This window comes from Sphingomonas ginsengisoli An et al. 2013 (assembly GCF_009363895.1).
Lineage (GTDB): Bacteria > Pseudomonadota > Alphaproteobacteria > Sphingomonadales > Sphingomonadaceae > Sphingomicrobium > Sphingomicrobium ginsengisoli.
Window position 1 is genome coordinate 1,398,391 of the sequence record NZ_CP045434.1, and the last position, 20,701, is coordinate 1,419,091.

At 69.3% G+C, this 20,701-nt stretch carries 12 protein-coding genes; all 12 read left to right on the top strand.

What is annotated here, in order from left to right:
* Positions 1–108 precede the first annotated feature (108 nt).
* The 12 genes from GCU42_RS06695 to GCU42_RS06750 all read left to right on the top strand — a co-directional run bounded on the left by GCU42_RS06695 (position 109) and on the right by GCU42_RS06750 (position 20,691).
* Positions 109–2,760 carry a M1 family metallopeptidase gene (locus GCU42_RS06695; protein WP_114226804.1) on the top strand — a complete coding sequence of 884 codons (2,652 nt, stop codon included), beginning with the start codon at positions 109–111 and terminating at the stop codon, positions 2,758–2,760.
* A 94-nt stretch (positions 2,761–2,854) separates the two neighbouring features.
* The gene (locus GCU42_RS06700; RefSeq protein ID WP_114226805.1) at positions 2,855–4,354 is read left to right on the top strand and encodes a carboxylesterase/lipase family protein; all 1,500 of its coding nucleotides are present in this window, start codon (positions 2,855–2,857) and stop codon (positions 4,352–4,354) included.
* Positions 4,351–5,115, top strand: coding sequence for an SDR family NAD(P)-dependent oxidoreductase (locus GCU42_RS06705; RefSeq protein ID WP_114226806.1), 765 nt, complete (start codon positions 4,351–4,353; stop codon positions 5,113–5,115). Before GCU42_RS06700 ends, GCU42_RS06705 begins: the two co-directional genes overlap by 4 nt.
* On the top strand, positions 5,112–5,999 hold the full coding sequence (locus GCU42_RS06710; RefSeq protein WP_240309363.1) for an ROK family protein: 888 nt from the start codon (positions 5,112–5,114) through the stop codon (positions 5,997–5,999). Before GCU42_RS06705 ends, GCU42_RS06710 begins: the two co-directional genes overlap by 4 nt.
* An 89-nt stretch (positions 6,000–6,088) precedes the next feature.
* Positions 6,089–8,326: a TonB-dependent receptor gene (locus tag GCU42_RS06715; protein ID WP_240309364.1), complete on the top strand. Its 2,238-nt coding sequence runs from the start codon at positions 6,089–6,091 to the stop codon at positions 8,324–8,326.
* Between the two features lie 37 nt (positions 8,327–8,363).
* Positions 8,364–9,728, top strand: coding sequence for an FAD-binding oxidoreductase (locus tag GCU42_RS06720; RefSeq protein WP_240309450.1), 1,365 nt, complete (start codon positions 8,364–8,366; stop codon positions 9,726–9,728).
* Positions 9,725–10,666 (top strand): alpha/beta hydrolase, encoded by a 942-nt coding sequence (locus GCU42_RS06725; RefSeq protein WP_114226807.1) that lies wholly within the window; start codon positions 9,725–9,727, stop codon positions 10,664–10,666. Before GCU42_RS06720 ends, GCU42_RS06725 begins: the two co-directional genes overlap by 4 nt.
* Complete coding sequence (locus GCU42_RS06730; protein ID WP_114226808.1) at positions 10,663–11,988, top strand: MFS transporter; 1,326 nt, start codon at positions 10,663–10,665, stop codon at positions 11,986–11,988. The genes GCU42_RS06725 and GCU42_RS06730 overlap by 4 nt, the downstream gene beginning before the upstream one ends.
* Before the next feature lie 29 nt (positions 11,989–12,017).
* Positions 12,018–12,824 carry a helix-turn-helix transcriptional regulator gene (locus tag GCU42_RS06735; RefSeq protein ID WP_152569480.1) on the top strand — a complete coding sequence of 269 codons (807 nt, stop codon included), beginning with the start codon at positions 12,018–12,020 and terminating at the stop codon, positions 12,822–12,824.
* Entirely contained in the window at positions 12,824–13,531 is a 708-nt protein-coding gene (locus GCU42_RS06740; protein ID WP_114226810.1) for a FadR/GntR family transcriptional regulator, read from the top strand. The genes GCU42_RS06735 and GCU42_RS06740 overlap by 1 nt, the downstream gene beginning before the upstream one ends.
* A 145-nt stretch (positions 13,532–13,676) precedes the next feature.
* Positions 13,677–13,901, top strand: coding sequence for a hypothetical protein (locus GCU42_RS06745; RefSeq protein ID WP_152569481.1), 225 nt, complete (start codon positions 13,677–13,679; stop codon positions 13,899–13,901).
* Positions 13,902–14,049: 148 nt separating this feature from the next.
* Positions 14,050–20,691, top strand: coding sequence for a M10 family metallopeptidase C-terminal domain-containing protein (locus GCU42_RS06750; RefSeq protein WP_114226812.1), 6,642 nt, complete (start codon positions 14,050–14,052; stop codon positions 20,689–20,691).
* Positions 20,692–20,701: the final 10 nt, after the last annotated feature.

The following is a 20,701-nucleotide window of genomic DNA, read 5'->3' on the forward strand; positions in this document are numbered from 1 at the left end:
CAAGCCGCCGTCCGTCGAACCTCGCCGGCCGCCTGACGATCCGCGCTTGTTTGCTTGATGGCGCGGGAGCGGCCACACGGGCGTTCCATCAAGGAAGAGGCCCGAGTGATGCGTTCTGACCGTCTGTTGCCGTTGCTGCTCCTCGGGTCCGCGCTGGCCGGGCCCGCCGCTTTCGCCCAGGTTCCCGCGCCTGCCCAGGACCGTATCGAGTCCACCGTCACCCAGCTGCCGCGTACCGCCATCCCGCGCCACTACACCGTCGCCGTCACCCCCGACGCCGCGCGCTTGAGCTTCGCCGGCACGGTCGCGATCGACCTCGACGTGGTGAAGCCGACCAGCAGCCTGACCCTCAACGCCAAGGCGCTCCGCTTCCAGTCGGTCGCGATCCAGCCCGGCAGCGGCGGCCCGGTCCGCCCCGGCCGCGCCACCGTCAATGCCGCCAACGAGACCGCGACCCTGACTTTCCCGGGCACGCTGACCCCTGGCCGCTACCGCCTGACCATCGCCTACACCGGCACCATAAACCAGCAGGCCACCGGCCTGTTCGCGCTCGACAGCACGGCACCCGACGGCACCCCGCGCCGCTCGCTCTTCACTCAGTTCGAGGCCGCCGACGCGCGCGCCTTCGTGCCCAGCTGGGACGAGCCCGACTATAAGACCCAGTGGGACCTCTCGGCGGTCGTTCCGAATGCGCAAATGGCGGTAGGAAATATGCCAATTGTCGCAACCGAGCGACTTTCCGGCGACATGAAGCGCGTCACCTTCGCCACCACCCCCCTGATGTCGAGCTACCTGCTCTTCTTCGCCACCGGCGATTTCGGTCGCATTTCCAAGAAGGTCGACGGCACCGAAGTCGCCATCACCATGAGCCGCGGCAATGAATCCAAGGCCCGCACCGCGCTCGACGCCGAAGGCCAGGTGCTGACCTACTACAACCGCTACTTCGGCACCCGTTACCCCTTGCCCAAGCTCGAGAATGTCGCCGGCCCGGGCCAGTCGCAATTCTTCGGCGCGATGGAGAATTGGGGCGCGATCTTCACCTTCGAGCGGATCCTGCTCGACGATCCGGCGATCACCACCGACGCCGAACGCCAGGCCATTTTCGGCGTCCAGGCGCACGAGATGGCGCACCAGTGGTTCGGCGACCTCGTCACCATGGCGTGGTGGGACGACCTTTGGCTCAACGAGGGCTTCGCCAGCTGGATGGCGAACAAGACCGAGCAGCATTTCCACCCCGAATGGGGCAGCGACGTCAGCCATGTCGCCTCGCGCGAAGCGGCGCTCGGCATCGACGCGCTCGCCACCACCCACCCGATCGTCCAGCAGGTCCGCACGGTCGAGCAGGCCAACCAGGCGTTCGACACGATCACCTACGAGAAGGGCGAATCCGTCATCGCCATGCTCGAGGGCTTCGCCGGCGCCGACGTCTGGCAGCGCGGCATCCAGGCCTACATCGCCAAGCACGCCTACGGGAACACCCGCACCGACGATTTGTGGTCGGCGGTCGAGGGCGCCGGCGCGCCCGGGCTGACCCGCATCGCCCACGACTTCACGCTCCAGCCGGGCGTGCCGCTGATCCGCGTCGGGCCGGCCACCTGCAGCGGCGGCGCGACCCGCGCCACGCTGACCCAGGACCAGTATAGCGAAGACCGCCGCGGCAAGCTGAAGCCGCTGTCCTGGCACGTGCCGGTGCGGGCGACGACCGTCGGCGGCCCGGCCACCGCGCTGGTCACCGCCGGCCGCACCGCCACGCTGTCGACCCCCGGCTGCGGCCCGTTGCTCGTCAACGCCGGCCAGACTGGCTACTACCGCACGCTCTACCAGCCGCAGCAGCTTGCCGCGCTGACCCAGGCCTTCGGTCGCCTCAGCGCGGTCGATCAATATGGCCTGCTCAACGACAACAGCGCACTGTCCCGCTCGGGTTACCTGCCGGTCGCGCCCTCGCTCGACCTGCTCGCGGCGGTTCCCGCCAACGCCCAGCGCAAGGTCACCGCGAGCGCGCTGGCCAAGTGGCTCGACCTCTACGGCCTGTTCGCCGACCAGCCGTCGGCGCAGGCGCTGGTCGCGGCGCAGATCGACCGCCGCTTCAAGCCGATCCTCGACCAGATTGGAATGAGCCCGCGCGATGACGAGCCGGTGCTCGACGCCACGCTCAGGCCCGACCTCATCAGCGCGCTCGGCAAGGTCGGTGACCCGGCCGTGCTCGCGCAGAGCCGCCGCCTGTTCGCCAATCCGGCGCGCATTCCCGGCGCGCTCCGCTCGACCTGGCTCGGGGTCGTAGCTTACGGCGCCGATGCGCCGACCTGGGAACGGCTGCACCAGCTCGCCCAGTCGACCAAGGGCTCGGTTGAGCGCACTACTTACTACCAGCTCCTCGGCAGCGCGAAGGACGAGGGGCTCGCCCGCCGCGCGCTGGCGCTCGCGCTGACGACCGAGCCCGGCGCGACGGTCAGCGCGGGCATGATCTCGGCGGTCGCCCGCAACCATCCCGAGCTCGCGCTCGACTTCGCGCTCGCGCATCTCACGCAGGTGCGGGCGCTGGTCGATACATCGGGCTGGTCGCGCTACCTCGCGCAGCTGGGCTCGGGCAGCGACAAGCCGGCGACGATCGCCAAGCTCAACGCTTATGCTGCGGCGCATGTCGCGGCGAGCGACCGCAAGCCGATCCAGCAGGTCACCACGCGCATCCGGACCCGCCTCGGCGAAACCGCGCGGCTGCGCGCGGGAAGCCTCGCCTGGCTGACCGCCCACCGCCGGTGAGTGCCATCGGCCTGCGCTCAGCGGCACAGCGAAAAATCCGCTCCGCACAGTGGGCGCGGGTGCGAAGCTGGGCCCGAGCGCCCTACAAGGCCGCATGATCGATCCGGCTGACAGCAAGGCGACGCCCGTCGTCGCGACCCGTTCGGGGCCGGTGCGGGGACGGCTGAGCGCCGGCGTCCGCACCTTCCTCGGCCTTCCTTACGCGGCGCCGCCGGTCGGCCCCCGCCGCTTCAAGCTGCCCGAGCCGCCCGAGCCGTGGACCGAGGTGCGCGACGCGACCGAGGCGGGCCCGTGCGCCCCGCACAAGATCCGCCCCTTCCCCCAGCTCGATGTCGCCGCACTGGTCGGCCACGGCGGGCTCGACGGCGGCGACTACCTCCGCCTCAACATCTGGGCGCCTGAAGACGGCGACAGGCGCCCGGTAATGGTCTGGATCCACGGCGGCGGTTTCGTCGTCGGCAGCAAGGATGCACCGGTCACCGACGGCAGCGAATTCGCCCGCTCGGGCGTGGTCTGCGTGGCGATCAATTATCGCATGGGGATCGACGGCTTTCTCCCGATCCCGGGCGTGCCGACCAACCTTGGCCTGCGCGACATGCTGTGCGCGCTCGCCTGGGTGCGCGACAATATCGCGGCGTTCGGCGGCGACCCCGCCAACGTCACCGTGTTCGGTGAATCCGCCGGCGCGATGGCGATCGCCAACCTCATCACCTCGCCGCTCGCCACCGGCCTCTTCCGCCGCGCGATCGTCGAGAGCGGCCATGGCGCGATGGTCCGCGAGGTCTCGGTCATGCAGCGCCTCGTCCGCAAGCTGGCGGTCAAGCTCGGCGTCGCCCCAACCGCCGAGGGGTTCGGCACGGTCCCGGCCGACAAGGTCTGGCAGGCGCTCGAGAAGGTCGGCCAGCCCTTCGCCCGCCTCGACCTGCGCGACGCCCAGGGCTATGAGCCGGTGTTCGGGATCAGCCGCTTCGTCCCCGTCTGGGGTGACGACGTTTTGCCCGAGAAGCCGGTCGACGCGCTCGCCCACGGCGCCGGCAAGGACATCGACCTGCTGATCGGCACCAACGCCGCCGAGATGAACCTCTATTTCGTCCCCACAAAGGTGCGCGACAAGGCGCCCGGGCTGCTGCTGCGCTGGCTGCTCGGCAAGTCGCACCCGCGTCCGCTCGCCGTGCTGCGCGCCTACGGCTGGGGCCGCGGCAAGCGCGCCGGCCATGTCTTCACCGACGCGCTCACCGACCTCGTCTTCCGCTGGCCCGCGCGCCGCTTCGCCGCCGCGCACCAAGGCCCCACCCACCTCTACGAGTTCGACTGGCATTCGCCCGCCTGCGACGGCCAGCTGGGCGCCGCCCATGCGGTCGAGGTGCCGTTCGTCTTCAAGACGACTGCCCTCGCCAGCGGGCCCAAGGGCCTGCTCGGCGAAAGCCCGCCGACCGCGCTGGCCGATCGCATCCACGACCTGTGGGTCGGTTTCGCCACCGACGGCAGCCTGCCCTGGCCCGAGTTCGACGAGGCCGGCCGCCAGGTCCACTTGCTCGCCGCCGACAAGACGGTGCACGAGCCGGTGATGCCCGCCGCCGAGTTCCTCTCATGAGCTACCTCGCCAAATTCCGGCTCGACGGCCGCAAGGCGTTCGTCACCGGCGGCGCGCAGGGGATCGGCCTCGCCTGCGCCGAAGCGCTCGCCGAGTCGGGCGCCGCGGTGGTCATCGCCGACCTCGACCAGGCCCGCCTCGACACCGCCGCCGCGCAGCTCGCGGAAGCGGGCTTCAGCGTCGCCACCGAATTGCTCGACGTCACCGACAGCGCGCAGGTCGTCGCGGTCGCCGCGCGCCACCGCGACGCCGACATCCTCGTCAACAATGCCGGCATCGCGCGCAGCGACACGCCCGCCGAGGAGGTCGCCGACGAGCATTGGCGCAACGTCCTCGACGTCAATCTGAACGGCACTTTCTGGTGCGCGCGCGAATTCGGCCGCCACATGCTCGCCGCCGGGCGCGGCAGCGTGGTCAACGTCGGCTCGATGAGCGGCTTCATCGTCAACCGCCCCCAGCCGCAGAGCTATTACAACGCCTCCAAGGCGGCGGTGCACCAGCTCACCCGCTCGCTCGCCGCCGAGTGGGCGCCGCGCGGCGTGCGCGTCAACGCCGTCGCCCCGACCTATATCTCGACGCCCTTGAACGCCTTCGCCGACCAGACCAGCGAAATGTACCGCCGCTGGATCGACGGCACGCCGATGGGCCGGCTCGGCACCCCCGAGGAAGTCGCCGCGGTGGTGCTCTTCCTTGCCTCCGACGCGAGCAGCCTGATGACCGGTAGCATCGTGCTCGCCGACGGCGGCTACAGCTGCTGGTGAGCGGCGCCGACGCTTTGCTGGCCGGGGTTGAGCTCGGCGGGACCAAGGGCGTCTGCACCCTCGCCGACGCCCGCGGCACGGTGGTCGAGCAGCAGCGGGTGGAGACGCGCGATCCCGCCGCCACGCTGGGCGAATTGCGCGGCATCCTCGAGCGCTGGCGCGGCCGCTATGACGCGCTAGGGATCGCCAGCTTCGGCCCGATCGACCTCGATCCCAACTCGCGCGGCTACGGCCGGATCCTGCCGACCCCCAAGCCCGGCTGGAGCGGCGCTGACCTGCTCGACGGCTTGAGCGACGGCGCGGTGCCGGTGGCGCTCGACACCGACGTCAACGCCGCTGCCTTCGCCGAAGGGCGCTGGGGCCGCGCGCAAGGGCTCACCAGCTTCGCCTACATCACTGTCGGCACCGGGATCGGCGTCGGCGTGGTCGATCACGGGCGCTCGATCGGCGGGCTCGGGCACGGCGAGGCCGGGCATCTGCGCGGGCCGCGGCTCGCGGGCGACGAATGGCCCGGCGCCTGCCCCTTCCACGGCGACTGTGCCGAGGGACTGGCCGCCGGCCCCGCCATCCGCGCCGCCCACGGCCCCGGCACCATCGCCGACGACTGGCCCGGCTGGGACCGGGTCGAGCAGGCGCTGGCCATGCTGCTCCACAACCTCTTCCTGACGCTCCAGCCGCAGCGGATCCTGATCGGCGGCGGGGTCAGCGAGGGTCGGCCGTGGCTGCTGCCGCGGGTGCGCGCGCGCCTGCTCGACAGCCTCGCCGGCTACCATGTCTCGCCCGCGCTCGCCGCCGACGAAGGCTACGTCAGCGCCCCGGGTCTCGGTGACCAGGCCGGCCCGCTCGCCAGCATCGCCCTCGCTTTGCAGGCCCGCTCGGCATAGTTTTTGTGCCGATCGGCACAGCCTCCGACCTTTCAGATAGGTAGCGCAACGCCTACACGGCTCCTCTGGTCTGGAGGAGATCGCACATCATGACGTCCAAGTTTCTGCTGCTCGCCGGGTCGGCGATGTTGATCGCGTCGCCCGCCGTGGCGCAGGAAGTCGCCGCGCCGCCGCCGCCGGCCACCCCGGTCCCCGCGACCGCACCCAACACCGCCGCCAGCCAGCCCGCCAACGCCGCCGAAGGCCAGGGCCAGGACGTCGTCGTCACCGCCCGTAAGCGCGAGGAAACGCTCAAGGACGTTCCCGTCGCCGCCACCGCCGTCACCGGCGACACGATCGAGCGGCGCGGCTTCACCGCGGTCCGCGACGTCGCCACCATTTCGCCCTCGGTGAACATCAACTCGGACGGCGCCGGCCGCGCCTTTGTCGCCATCCGCGGCGTCGGCACCACGCTCATCGACACCGTCCAGCCGGGCGTCGGCATCTTCGTCGACGGCATCTACCAGCCCAACACCTCCTACCTGAACAACCCGCTGACCGACGTCGAGCGGGTCGAGATCCTGCGCGGCCCGCAGGGCACGCTCTACGGCAAGAACACGCTGGGCGGGGCGATCAACGTCATCACCCGCCAGCCGAGCAACCGCACCGAGATCAAGGGCATCGCCAGCTACGCCGGGCCCGACAACCAGTGGATCGCGGGCGGCTCGATCAGCGGCCCGATCATCCGCGACCGGCTTCAGGCGCGGATCGCCTACACCCACCAGCAGCAGGATGGCTTCATCCACAACACGCTGCTCAACGTCGACCAGAACCCGCTCAACACCGACGCGCTGAGCGGCACCGTCCGGGCGACCCCGGCCGACAACGTCCAGCTGACGGTCAACGGCTATTACACCTGGGTGAAGGGCGGCGCGGTACCCTATGCCTTCGTCTCGGGGCCGACCGACTATAAGAGCGACGTCGCCTACAACAGCTCTAACTATCAGTTTTTCAAGTACCGCGGCCTCAACGCCAAGCTCGAGTTCCCGCTCGACGCCTTGTCGACCAAGGTCACGCTGATCGGCGCCTACGATCGCCGCGGCGTCACCACCGACAACGCCGACCCTGACTTCACCGCCGCCGACACGCTCCGTCAGAGCTCGCTCGACGACCTCAAGACCAAGACCGCCGAGCTGCGCTTCGACAGCACGCTGAGCTCGACCCTGAGCTCGATCATCGGTCTCTTTTACAGCCGCGAGACCCGCACAACCGACAGCGTTCTGACCGTCCTCCCCGGCGTCCTCAACCTCACCAACACCACCCACGCCTTCACCGGCAACACCAGCACCGCCGCCTTCGGCACCCTGTTCTGGCGGCCGAGCGATGCGTGGGAAGTGTCGGCGGGCCTGCGCTACGACCATCAGAAGCGCCGCGCCAACGGGCTCCAGGTCAACGCCTTCCCCAACGCGCTCGCCGGGCTGCCGCCGGCCACCGTCGTCACCGGCGGCGCGATCAACGAGACCAACGTCTCGCCGCGCGTCGCGGTCACCCGCCACTGGAACCGCGAGCTGATGACCTACGCCTCGGTCGCGCGCGGCTCGCGCGGCGGCGGCTTCAACCCGCCCGCGGTCCCGGCCAACCTGCGCACCTACAAGGGCGACAGCGCCTGGACCTACGAGCTGGGCACCAAATATGCCTCGGCCGACCGCCGCGTCAGCCTCGCCGCCGACGTCTTCTACAACAACTATAAGGACTATATCGGCCTCAACAGTATCCTGCGCACCGCCGCTGGCTTCACCACCATCGATCTCAACACCGGCAATGTGAAGAGTTACGGCGTCGAGATCGAGGGCACCTTCCGTCCGACCGAGAACTGGACGCTGACCGGTGGCGGCTCGCTGATGCACGCGCGGATCACCAACGACGACATCTACACCGCAACCACCGGCCGCACACTGGCGTCGGATCGCCTGCCGTTCCAGCCCGACTACAACTACTACCTCAATTCCGACTATGTCGTGCCGCTCGGCAAGGGCAGCGTGGCGTTCGACGCGGGCGTGGTCGGCAAGGGCAGCCGCATCCCGGCGAGCATCCGCCAGATCGCTCCCGAGGTCCCCGGCCAGCCGCCGCTGCGCGCGCTCAAGGCCTATGCGCTGGTCAACGCCTCGCTGACCTATCGCGTCGGCGGGATCGAGATCGGCGGGTTCGTCGACAACCTCTTCAACAAGAAATATTTCGAAAGCTACATCGAGCGGACCACGCTGATCCTCGCCGGCCTGCCCAACAGCGACGTCGGCATCATCGGCGACAAGCGCCGCTACGGCGTCCGCACCCGCTTCCGGTTCTAGGCCGGTGGCGACCCGCAAGGAGACGGGTCCCGACTGGCTGCCGAGCCCGCTGCTGGCGGAGCTCGAGCAGCTGCTCGGCGACCGGCTGCAGACCGGCGAGGCGATCCGGATGGAGCATGGGCGCAGCGAAACCCATTTCGCGCCCATGCCGCCCGACGCGGTCGCCTTTGCCACCAGCACCGCCGAGGTGCAGGCGATCGTCAGGGCCTGCGCGACGCACGGCGTCCCGGTGGTCCCGTTCGGCGCCGGCACCTCGGTCGAGGGCAACACCCTCGCGGTCCATGGCGGCCTCTCGCTCGATCTGTCGCGGATGGACCGGATCGTCGCGGTCAACGCCGGCGACTTCGACTGCGTGGTCGAGGCCGGGGTCCGCCGCGAGCAACTCAATACGCACCTGCGCGATTGCGGGCTGTTCTTCCCGATCGATCCCGGCGCCAATGCGACGCTCGGCGGGATGGCCTCGACCCGCGCCTCGGGGACCAATGCGGTGCGCTACGGCACGATGCGCGAGGCGGTGCTCGCCCTGACCGTGGTCACCGCCGACGGCCGCGTCATCCGCACCAGCCGCCGCGCCCGCAAGTCGGCCGCGGGCTACGACCTCACCCGGCTGTTCGTCGGTGCCGAGGGCACGCTCGGCGTCATCACCGAGGTGACGCTGCGGCTCCATCCCATCCCCGAGACCATTTCCGCCGCGACCTGCAGCTTCGCCACCATCGCCGGGGCGGTCGACACGGTGGTTCAGTCGATCCAGCTCGGCGTCCCGCTCGCGCGAGTCGAAATCCTCGACGACCTCCAGATCCGTGCGGTCAACCGCTGGTCGAAGCTCGACCTGCCCGAACTCACCACCTTGTTCTTCGAGTTCCACGGCTCGCCCGGCCATGTCGCCGAGCAGGTCGAGACGGTGAAGGCGCTGGCCGCCGACAATGGCGGGGGCGAGTTCCGTTGGGCCAATCTCGCCGAGGAACGCACCATCCTGTGGAAGGCGCGGCACGAGGCTTATTACGCCGCGGTCAACCTGCGCCCCGGCGCGATCGGCTGGGCGACCGACGTCTGCGTGCCGATCAGCCGGCTCGCCGAATGCATCGCCGAGACCAAGGCCGACCTCGACGCCGGCCAGGTCCCCGCGACCATCCTCGGCCATGTCGGCGACGGCAATTTCCACGTCGTCTTCTCGATCGAGCCCGACAACGCCGCCGAACTGGCCGAGGTCAAGGAGATCAACCGCCGCATGGTCGAGCGCGCGCTGGCGATGGACGGGACCTGCACCGGCGAACACGGCATCGGGCTCGGCAAGCAGGACTATCTGCGCGACGAACTCGGTGAGGCGGTTGACCTGATGCGCGACATCAAGCGAGCACTCGATCCCAAGAATTTGATGAACCCGGGGAAGATCTTCGCATGAGCCGCAGCCGTCACCTCGTCGATCCCGAGCTCCTTCCCTTGCTCGATGCCTTTCCGACGGTGACGCTGACCGCCGAAACGCTCCCCGCGCTGCGCGCCCGCGAATTGCCGCAGCTCGACATCGGCGACCAGGGCGTCGACCTCGAAGAACGAAGCATCGCCGGGCCGGGCGGCCCGCTCGCGCTCCGCATCTATCGTCCGCGCGGCGCCGCCGGTCCGCTCGGCGGCATCCTCCACATCCACGGCGGCGGCTTCGTCGGCGGCAGCATCAAGGAGGTCGAATTTCTCCATCGCCCGCTGGTCGCCGCGCTGGGCTGCGTGCTGGTCACGGTCGACTATCGCCTCGCCCCCGAGACGGCCTTCCCCGGCAATCTCGACGATTGCTACGCCGCCCTCGCATGGGTGATGGGCGAGGCCGCCGCGCTCGGCATCGACCCCGCGCGGCTGGGCGTGATGGGCGAAAGCGCGGGCGGCGGGCTCGCTGCGGCGCTCGCGCTGCTCGCCCGCGACCGGGGCGAGCACGCCCCCGCCTTCCAGCATCTCATCTACCCGATGCTCGACGATCGCACCTGCACGGCCGAGCCGCACCCCCATGCCGGCGAATTCATCTGGCACCCCGCCAACAACCACTTCGGTTGGTCGTCGTTGCTCGGCCGCGAGCCTGGCGGTGACGACGTCCCGCCCTACGCCGCCCCGGCCCGCGCCACCGACCTTGCCGGGCTGCCCCCGACCTTCATCTCGACCGCCGCGCTCGACCTCTTCGTCGACGAGGATGTGGACTATGCGACCCGCCTGATCCGCGCCGGCGTGCCGACCGAATTGCACGTCTGGCCGGGCGCCTTCCACGGTTTCGACCTGATGCCCGGACCGCGCGTCGCCGACGCCGCCCGCGCCGCCAGCCTCGCTGCCCTGCGCCGTTTCCTGGAGCCCGCCGCATGAACGCCACCGTCGCGATTCCGGTCGAGGACCGCGCCGTCCGCGCCGCCTACGGCCCGCTCCTCCTGATCAGCTTCGCGATGCTGGTCGGCTTCACCATGATGCAGAGCTTCGGCATCATGGCCGAGGCCGCCAAGGCCGAGCTCCACCTCAGCGACAGCGCGATCGCGATGGTCCAGGGCCTGTCGGCCGCGCTGCCGCTGGCGGTCTTCTCGATCCCGATCGGGCTGTGGGTCGACCGCGCCAACCGCACCCGCATCCTGTGGGTGATGGCGCTCGGCTGGACGCTGGGCACCGTCGTCACCGCCGTCTCGAGCACCGTGCCCATCCTCTTCTTCGGCCGCCTACTGACCGCGATCGGCACCACCGGCAGCCTCACCGCGGTGCTCTCACTCGCCGCCGATTACTGCCCGCCCGAGCAGCGCGGCCGCGCGATCATCATCCCCAACCTCAGCAAGACCGCGGGCATCGCGCTCGGCTTCACGCTGACCGGCTTCCTGATGACCCAAGTCGCCGGCGGCCAGCTCCCGCGCCTGTTCGGCAGCACCGAATGGCGCAGCAGCCAGTGGCTTCTCGCCCTCCTCTCGCTCGCCTGCCTCGTGCCCCTGCTGTTCCTCCGCGAGCCGCCGCGCCGCGAGACCGAGGCGGGGCCGTCGGCACCCTTCAAGGTGGTCTGGCGTGAGCTGGTCGCCCGCAAGGCCTGGCTGCTCCCCCTCTTCGTCGGGCAGACAAGCGTCATCATGGCTGACGCCGCCGCCGGCATCTGGATCGCCCCCGTGCTACACCGCAACTTTGGGCTCGCCCCGGGTGATTTCGCCGGCTGGCTCGGGATGGTGGTGCTGCTGACGGGCATCGCCGGCTCGATCCTCGGCGGCTTCGTCGCCGACCTCGGCCAGCGCTCGCACCGGCGCGGCGGGCTGCTCTACGCCTCGCTGCTCGCGGTGCTCGTCTCGATCCCGCTCGCGCTCTACCCGCTGGCGGGGAGCGTGCCGATGTTCGCCGGGCTGGTCGCGGCGCTGCTGCTGGCGGGCGGGGTGACCTCGATGGGTACCTCGGTCGCCCTCACCGTCTGGTTGCCCAATGAATTGCGCGGGCTCGCGATCGGCGCGTTCATCGCCTTCGCCGGGCTGATCGGCTTCGGCCTTGCGCCCTCGGCGGTCGCCTGGGTCAGCACCCCGCTCGGCGGCGAAAGCCAGCTCGCGCTCGCCCTCGCGCTGGTCGGCGCGGGGGTCAGCGTCCTCTCGGTGATCGGCTTCGGTCTGGCGATCAGGCGTGCCCCCGACCCGCTGACCTCTCAGACAGGTCTGGACGAAGCTATCGGATAGCTGTACATCCCGACTCGGAGGAGAGCGGGATGGGACAGGCAGCGGAGCTTTCGGCGGAGCGGGTGATGGAGGCGATCACCGTCTCCCCCGAAATGCTGAGCCTGGTCGGCCGGGGAAGCGTCGGGGGGCGCCCCTGGCCGCCCGCCGCGGTCGCTTTCGTGATCGAGCATGGCGGTGAGCGCCAGCCGGCGACGGTGCAGTTCGTCCGCCGCCCGCGCGCCGCGACGCTCGACCGCGGCCAGGCGCAGGAGCGGTTGATCCTGCTGGTCGACCCCGCCGCCTGCGACCGCCTGCTCGGCCACCGACTCGACCTTACCGACGGCGCCGTCTGGGCGATGCCCGCCGACCTCCGCTCGATTGCGCTCGCCATCCGCGACTGCCGCCATTCGCCCGGCGCGAGCGAGCCGTTCCGTCTCGCCAAGAGCATCGAACTCCTCTGCGAACTGCTCGCCGCCTTCCAAGCCGAGCGGCTGACCGACTGGTCGGGCACCGGCGAACTCAGCCCGAGCGACGCGCGGCGACTGGCCGAGGCGCGCGTGCTGATCGACCAGGAATGGCAGGCCAAGCTGACCCTCGACCAGATCGCCCGCCGCTGCGGACTCAACCGCACCAAGCTCGCCCGCGGCTTCCGCCAGCTCTACGATTGCTCGGTGTCCGAAGCGCTCGCCGAGCGTCGGCTCGCCGAAGCGCGCAAGCAACTGATCGCCACCGACCTGCCGGTCGGACTGATCGGCTATCGCAGCGGCTATCTCAACAACGCCAGCTTCACCCGCGCCTTCGGCCGCCGCTTCGGCGTCTCGCCGTCCGACTATCGCGCCTGCGGGATCGCCGCCTGATGAACGACGCGTCCTCCGCCCCCAAGTCGCTCGCCCAGGTCGCGATGGACGCGGTCAACGCCTACATCCGCGACGAGCAATTGCGGGTCGGCGACACGCTTCCCGGCGAGGGCTATTTCGCCGAGCGGCTCGGCGTCTCGCGCGCGGTGATGCGCGAGGCGTTTGGAGCGCTGGCGGCCTTGAAGCTGATCGACGTCGGCAACGGCCGCAAGCCGCGGGTCGGCGCGCTCGACGGGTCGGTCATCGCCGCCTCGCTCGACCATGCCATCTCGACCGCGCAGATCCGCGTCATCGACGTATGGGACGTCCGCCGCACGATCGAGATGCGCACCGCCGCGCTCGCCGCGCAGCATGCGAGCGAAACGCAGATCAAGCGGATCGTCGCGCTCGCCGACATGCTCGCCCTCGCCGGACCCGACGATCCGGCGACGACCGAAACCGACATCGACTTCCATCTCGCCATCGCCGAGGCGAGCGGCAACCGGCTGTTCCAGCAGATCGTGGTGTCGTTCCTCCCGCTGATGCGGGTGGCGGTGCCGCAGGCCTGGCGCACCCGCCAGACCACCGCCGACCGCACCGAGACCATCGCCCGCCACCAGCGGCTGGCTGAGGCGATCGCCGCCGGCGATCCGGCCGAAGCCGAGCGCTGGATGGCGACCCACTTCGACGAGACAATCGGCGCGCTGTTGCGCTCGAAAGGCAGCTAGCGCCTGACTGGCAACGAGTTTGGCGCGGCGAGGTCGGGGAGCGGCGCGGCAGGCGCCGGGCCGGGCGGCGACCACCTCGGCATAAGGTTCGCACGCCTTCCCGCGCCCGCCCGCCACCGCCGTCCCGCAGAAATCGGCCGGGCGCATGACGACGTTGCGCAGCACCAGTTCGCGCCCGTCGCGCATGGCCACGGTCAGCAGACTATCGGGTCCGACCCGGACGAAGGCGGTCGACAGGATCCGGCGTCCGGCGGCCGCGCTGCCCGGCGCGGGAGGGCGCTCGGCCGCCGCGGTCACCGCCGGAACGCACGTCCCGACCGCCGCCAACCCGCTTAGAATCCAGCGCTTCATGATGCACTCCAAAGGTTAACGTTCGGCCATGATAGGTCCACAATCAATCCAAGTCACCGCGTCCCGCCTTGGGATTTAACGTGGAATAACAAATCATTTGCCGACCCCCGAATCGCTCGTCACAACATGGCGTTTGGTTAACAGATTCGTGAACAGGGGGATTTCAGATGAGCGATGGTGAGTTCGACGGTTCGCAGCAGCCCGGCAATTCGGACGTCACTTGGGACACGCTGAGTGAGCTGTCGCAACTCCCCACCGGGGCCGAGCGTGACGACGACCCGGCCTTCGCGCCGGGCAAAGGCGGGATCACTGACGCCAACCCGTCGACCGGCAATATTGGCTCGCTGCTGACGCTCGTCACCAACCCCGACGGCAGCCGTTCCTTCACCGGCGACCGCAACGTCGACGCCACGCTGATCGGCTCCAAGTGGGGGACGCTGAACCTCACCTACAGCTTCCCGACCTCGGGCTCGAACTACAATGGCGCGACCTACGACAGCAACGGCGTCAGCAACTATCACATCACCTTCGGGCCCGAGCAGCAGGCCGCCGCGCGCGCCGCGTTCGCGCAGCTCGCCGCGCTGACCAACCTCACCTTCACCGAGATCACCGACACCGACACGGTCCACGCCAACATCCGCATCTCGCAGAGCGCGGACAGCGACGTCGCCTCAGCCTATGGCAACTTCCCGTCGGACACCCGTGGGGTCGCCGGCGACATCTGGTTCGGCCGCACCAACCAGCCTTATTACGATCTCGCCGCCAAGGGCTCGTGGGGCTTCGCCACGATCATGCACGAGATCGGGCACACCATGGGCCTGAAGCACGGGCACCAGGACTATACCAACTCGGACCTCAGCTTCTATTTCGGCACCTCGCCGCGCTTCGGCACCCAGTCGCTGACCCCCGACCGCGACGGCCAAGCCTGGTCGCTGATGACCTATACGCCCGCCCCGTTCACCAACAGCAACTTCGCCGGCGACAAGATCGACCAGCCGCAAAGCTACATGCAGTATGACATCGCCGCGCTGCAGTATCTCTATGGCGCCAACTACAACACGCAGAACGGCAACACGGTCTACAGCTGGAATCAGCAGACCGGTGAGATGTTCATCAACGGCGTCGGCCAGGGCGCGCCGGTCGGCAACAAGATCTTTTCGACCCTGTGGGACGGCGGCGGCAACGACACGCTCGACGTCAGCAACTACACCACCGGCGTCACCATCGACCTGCGTCCGGGCCAGTTCTCGACCTTCGATCCGGCGCAGCTCGCGAACAGCCTCGCCTACCAGAACCTCGTCTCGCTGGCGCCCGGCAACATCGCCATGTCGCTGCTCTACAACAATGACGTCCGCTCGCTGATCGAGAACGCCAAGGGCGGCGTCGGCGACGACACCTTCATCGGCAATGCCGCCAACAACGTCCTCGACGGCGGCGCCGGCAGCGACACGGTGATCTTCACCAACCCGACCGGCGTCACCGTGACGCTCAACGACACCGGCGCCGACGTCATCGTCAGTCACGACGGTGAGACCGACACGCTCCGCAGCATCGAGAATATCGGCGGCACCGCGGGCAACGACACCATCACCGGCAACGCCCAAGACAACACGCTGACCGGCGGCTCGGGCGGGCATGACGTGCTCACCGGCGGCGACGGCAACGACCGGTTGATCGGCGGCGGCTTCACCACCACCACGACCTTCTCGGCGCCGAGCCAAGCCGACATCGCCAAGCCGGCCTCGACCATCAACGGCTCGATCGCCACCGCCGTCGCGACGGCCGGTGCGTTCGACGTCGACGCCAATCCCGACATCACCAATTCGACCACCCTCCCCCACGCCACCATCAACGCGGTCGCGACCGGCGGAAGCCTCGAATATTACCGGATCGACGTCACCGCGGCGGGACAGCAGGCGATCTTCGACATCGACGGCAACGGCACGCTGACCGACTCGATCCTCGAGCTGGTCAACAGCGCCGGCACCGTGCTCGCCTCCAACGACACCGGCACCGGCGACGCACAGCCGACCGGCCACGACGACGCCTATCTGGTCTACACCTTCGCCACCCCCGGCACCTATTACATCCGGGTCGGCCAGTGGACCGGACCGACCACCGCTCAGCCGCTCTCCGCTGGGATGACCTACCAGCTCAACATCTCGCTGCAGGGCGCGGCCAACGTCACCACGACGGTCACGGCCAACAACACCAGCAGCGCGGTGCTCGACGGCGGCAATGGCAACGACTTCCTCCAGGGCACGATCGCCGACGACACCATCAGCGGCGGCGCGGGCATCGACACCGCCTCGTTCGTCAACGCCTTCAGCGGCGGGTCGAGCACCGGTGTCACTGTCGACCTCAACCTCCAGGGCGCGGCGCAGAACACCGTCGCGGCGGGCAACGACACGCTGACCGGAATCGAGAACCTCATCGGCTCGGCGCTTAACGACACGCTGACCGGCGACGGCAACGACAACGTCATCGAAGGCGGGCTAGGCAACGACACGCTCAACGGCGGCGCGGGCAACGACACCGCCTCCTATGCGGGTGCGTCGGCCGGTGTCATCGTCAGCCTCGCGCTCCAGGGCGCGGCGCAGGCGACCGGCAACGCCGGCTCGGACACGCTGAGCGGGTTCGAGAATCTGCTCGGCTCGGCCTATGCCGATCGCCTCACCGGCGACGCCAACGCCAACACCCTCTCGAGCGGCGCGGGCGACGACGTCTTGAATCCCGGCGCCAACGCAGCCGGCGCGGTCGACCTGCTCGACGGCGGCGCGGGCAACGACCGCGCCTCGTTCGAGGGCTTCACCGACGCCGTCACCGCGACGCTCGGCGGCGCCGGCGACGGCACCGCCAGCGTCGGCAGCGCGACCATCGCTACCCTGCGCAGCATCGAAGGGCTGATCGGCGGCTCGGGCAATGACGTGCTGACCGGCGACAATAATGCCAACGACATCGAAGGCGGGCTCGGCGACGACACGCTGGTCGGCGGCGGCGGGGTCGACACGCTGACGTTCCGCGGCTCGACCGCGATCACCGTCGATCTGAGCGTGACGACCGCGCAGAACACCGGCTTCGGCAACGACACCATCTCGGGCTTCGAGAACGTCCGCACCGGCTCAGGCGCCGACCGCATCACCGGCGACGGCAACGACAACACCTTCTTCGAGGGCGGCGGCGCCGACAGCTACAATGGCGCGGGCGGCTCCGACACGGTCGACTATTCCGCCGCGACCTCGAGCGTCAGCGTCAATTTGAACACCACCACGGCGCAGAACACCGGCACCTACGGCGGCTCGGACACGCTCACCAGCATCGAGAATCTGATCGGTGCGGCGGCCTTTTCGAACACGCTGCAGGGCGGCAACACCACCGCCAACCGGCTGGTCGGCGGCGACCTCGCCGACTTCCTGATCGGCAACGGCGGGGCCGATACACTGATCGGCGGCGCCGGCAACGACGTCATCTTCGGCGACTATGTGAACACCTTGAGCTCCACCGGCGCGACCGCCGACGGCAATGACGTGCTCGAGGGCGGGGCGGGCAGCGACAGCCTGGTCGGCGGCCTCGGCGCCGACATCCTGCGCGGCGGCGACGGCGACGACATCCTTGTCGGCGGCATCGCCAACGGGACCAGCGCGGGCCTGTCCACCGTCTACACCAACGACGGCGGGATGGACACGTTCGACGGCGGCAATGGCACCGACACCGCTTACGCTTACTACACCGACCAGACCGGCGGCATCACGTTCGACCTGCGCAACGCCGCGGGCAACAGCGCGATCACCATGGGCGGCCAGGCCTATGGTGAGTTCATCAGCATCGAGCGGGTGATCTTCCGCGGCGGCTCGGGCAACGACGTTGTCCACGGCACCGCCTACCTCGACACGCTGGTCGGCAACGCCGGTGACGACAACCTCGACGGCTATCTCGGCAACGACACGCTGTCGGGCGGGCTCGGCAACGACATCCTCAACGGCGGCGACGGGCTCGACACCGCGACCTACGTCAACTCGACCGCGGCCGTGAACGTCGACCTCCGCATCCAGGGCGTCGCTCAGGACACCGGCGGCGAGGGCGTCGATACGCTGATCGGGATCGAGTATCTCACGGGCTCGAGCTTCGGCGACACGCTGCGCGGCAACGACGTCTTCAACCTGCTGATCGACAATGCGGTGGCCGCCACCGCGACCGCCTTCTCGCAGACCGACTCGCTTTACGGCTACGGCGGCAACGACAGCATCCTCGTCACCCGCGCCACAGGCACCGTTGCCACCAACATCCTGATGGACGGCGGCGACGGCGACGACCTGATCCAATTGCTCTCGGGCACCGCGACTACCACCACGACCGACCCGCTCGGCCTGTCGTCGGGGGCGACCTACGTGCTGCCGGGCTACAGCGGCACGCGCTTCCTCGACAACGTCACGGTCGATGCGGGATCGGGTAACGACCGCGTCGTCCTGACCGGCGTCGACTCCGCTGTCGTCAATCTTGGCACCGGCAATGACGTGCTCAGCATCAGCACCTTGGGCGGGGCCGGCTTCAACGATTACGACATCACCACCGGCAGCGGGCAGGACACCATCCAGCTCGCCGGATCGGGCGCCGCCGCCACCACCACCGATCGTGCGACCGTCGTCCGCGACTTCACCGTCGGCGACACGGGCGACCGGTTCGAGCTGCGCACGGTGACCAGCGGCGCCTTCGCCGCGAACAGCTGGGTCAACACCACCAACTTCCTCGGCATGACCAGCACCGCCCAGGACCTGTTCGACACCGGCCATCTGCGGCTGGTGCAGTCGGGCTCCGACATGTTGCTGCAGGCCGACCGCGACGGCAGCGGCGCCGCCAGCGGCTTCGTCACCATTGCGACCTTGTCGAACACCTACACGGGCGGCTTCACGGCCTATAACTTCGACGGGATGATCGGCTCGCTGGTGCTGACCGGCCAGGGTTCGCTCAACGAGACGCTGACCGGCGCATCGAAGAACGACACCCTCCTCGGCATGGGCGGCAACGACCTGCTGATCGGGCTTGCCGGCAACGACACGCTCGACGGCGGCGATGGCAATGACGTCCTCCGCGGCGGCACCGGCGACGACACGCTGATCGGCGGCGCGGGCACCGACACCGCCGACTACAGCGATGCGACCGCCGGCGTGACCGTCAGCCTCGCCATCGCCGGCGCGCAGGCGACCGGCCTCGGCAACGACAGCCTGACCGGCATCGAGAATCTGCTCGGCGGCAACTTCAACGACAGCCTGACCGGCGACGCCAACGCCAACCGCCTCGAAGGCGGCGCGGGCAACGACGTCCTCGACGGCGGCGCCGGGGCGGACACGATGGTCGGCGGGATCGGCGACGACCGCTTCATCGTCGACGATGCCGGCGACCAGGTGGTCGAGGATGCCGACGTCGGGCGCGACACGGTGGCGAGCTCGATCAACTACACGCTCGGCGCCAATGTCGAGGATCTCGAACTGACCGGCACCGCCGCCAACGGCACCGGCAACACGCTCGACAACCGGATCACCGGCAATGCCAGCGCCAACCTGCTCGATGGCGGGATCGGCGCCGACACGCTGGTCGGCGGCGCGGGCGACGACCGCTATCTGGTCGACAATGTCGGCGACGTGGTGGTCGAGCTCGATGGCGAGGGCAACGACAGCGTCGTCAGCTCGGTCAGCTATACGCTCAGCAACTTCGTCGAGAATTTGCAGCTCGTCGGCGGCGCCATCAGCGGCACCGGCAACGCGCTCGCCAACACGCTGCTCGGCAATGACCTCGCCAACGTCCTCGACGGTGGTCTTGGCGCCGACACGATGACCGGCGGCCTCGGCAACGACCGCTACATCGTCGACAATGCCGGCGATGTGGTGGTCGAGGCAGCGAACGGCGGGACCGACACCGTCGCCAGCTCGATCAGCTACACACTGGTCGCGCAGGTCGAGAACCTCGAGCTGACCGGCACCGCCAACATCAACGGGACCGGCAACGCGCTGAACAACAGCCTCATCGGCAACAGCGGCGCGAACATCCTCGACGGCGGCATCGGGGCCGACTCCATGGCCGGCGGCGCGGGTAACGACCGCTACTTCGTCGACAATGCCGGCGACACGGTGACCGAGAATGCGAACGAGGGTCGCGACACGGTGGTCAGCGCGATCAACTACACGCTCGGCGCCAATGTCGAGGATCTGACCATCACCGGCACCGCCACCGACGCCATCGGCAACGAACTCGACAACCGGATCGAGGGCAATGCCGGCAACAACTACATCCGCGGCGAGGCCGGCAACGACGTGATCGTCGGCGGCGACGGCTTCGACCGGCTGTGGGGCGGCGCCGGCAACGACACCTTCGTGTTCGGCGCCGGCACCCCGACCCCGGGGGCCAAGGGCAATCTGGCGATCGACGTGATCTTCGATTTCCAGAGCGGGTCAGACAAGCTCGACTTCGGCAATCTGAAAGTGCTGAGCTGGGAGCTCTACGGCAACATCAACGCCGCCGAGAAGACGCTCGGGGTCGATCTCGACGGGGTCGCCAAGGCCGACACCGCCAAGACCTTCACCACCGTCGTCTACGCCGACTCGAACAACGACGGCATCGCCGACGTGGCGGTGGCGCTGATCGGCACCAAGACGCTCACCCAGGGCGACTTCGGCACGGTGGCGAGCAAGCCGGCGGCCACGCCGTCGATGGTCAGCATCGCGATAACGCCGAGCGACGTGTCGCTGGTCGACGACCACCAGCCGCTGCACCTCATCGGCGGCGGCGGGATGAGCCTCGCCCACTACCTCTAAGGACAAGGCA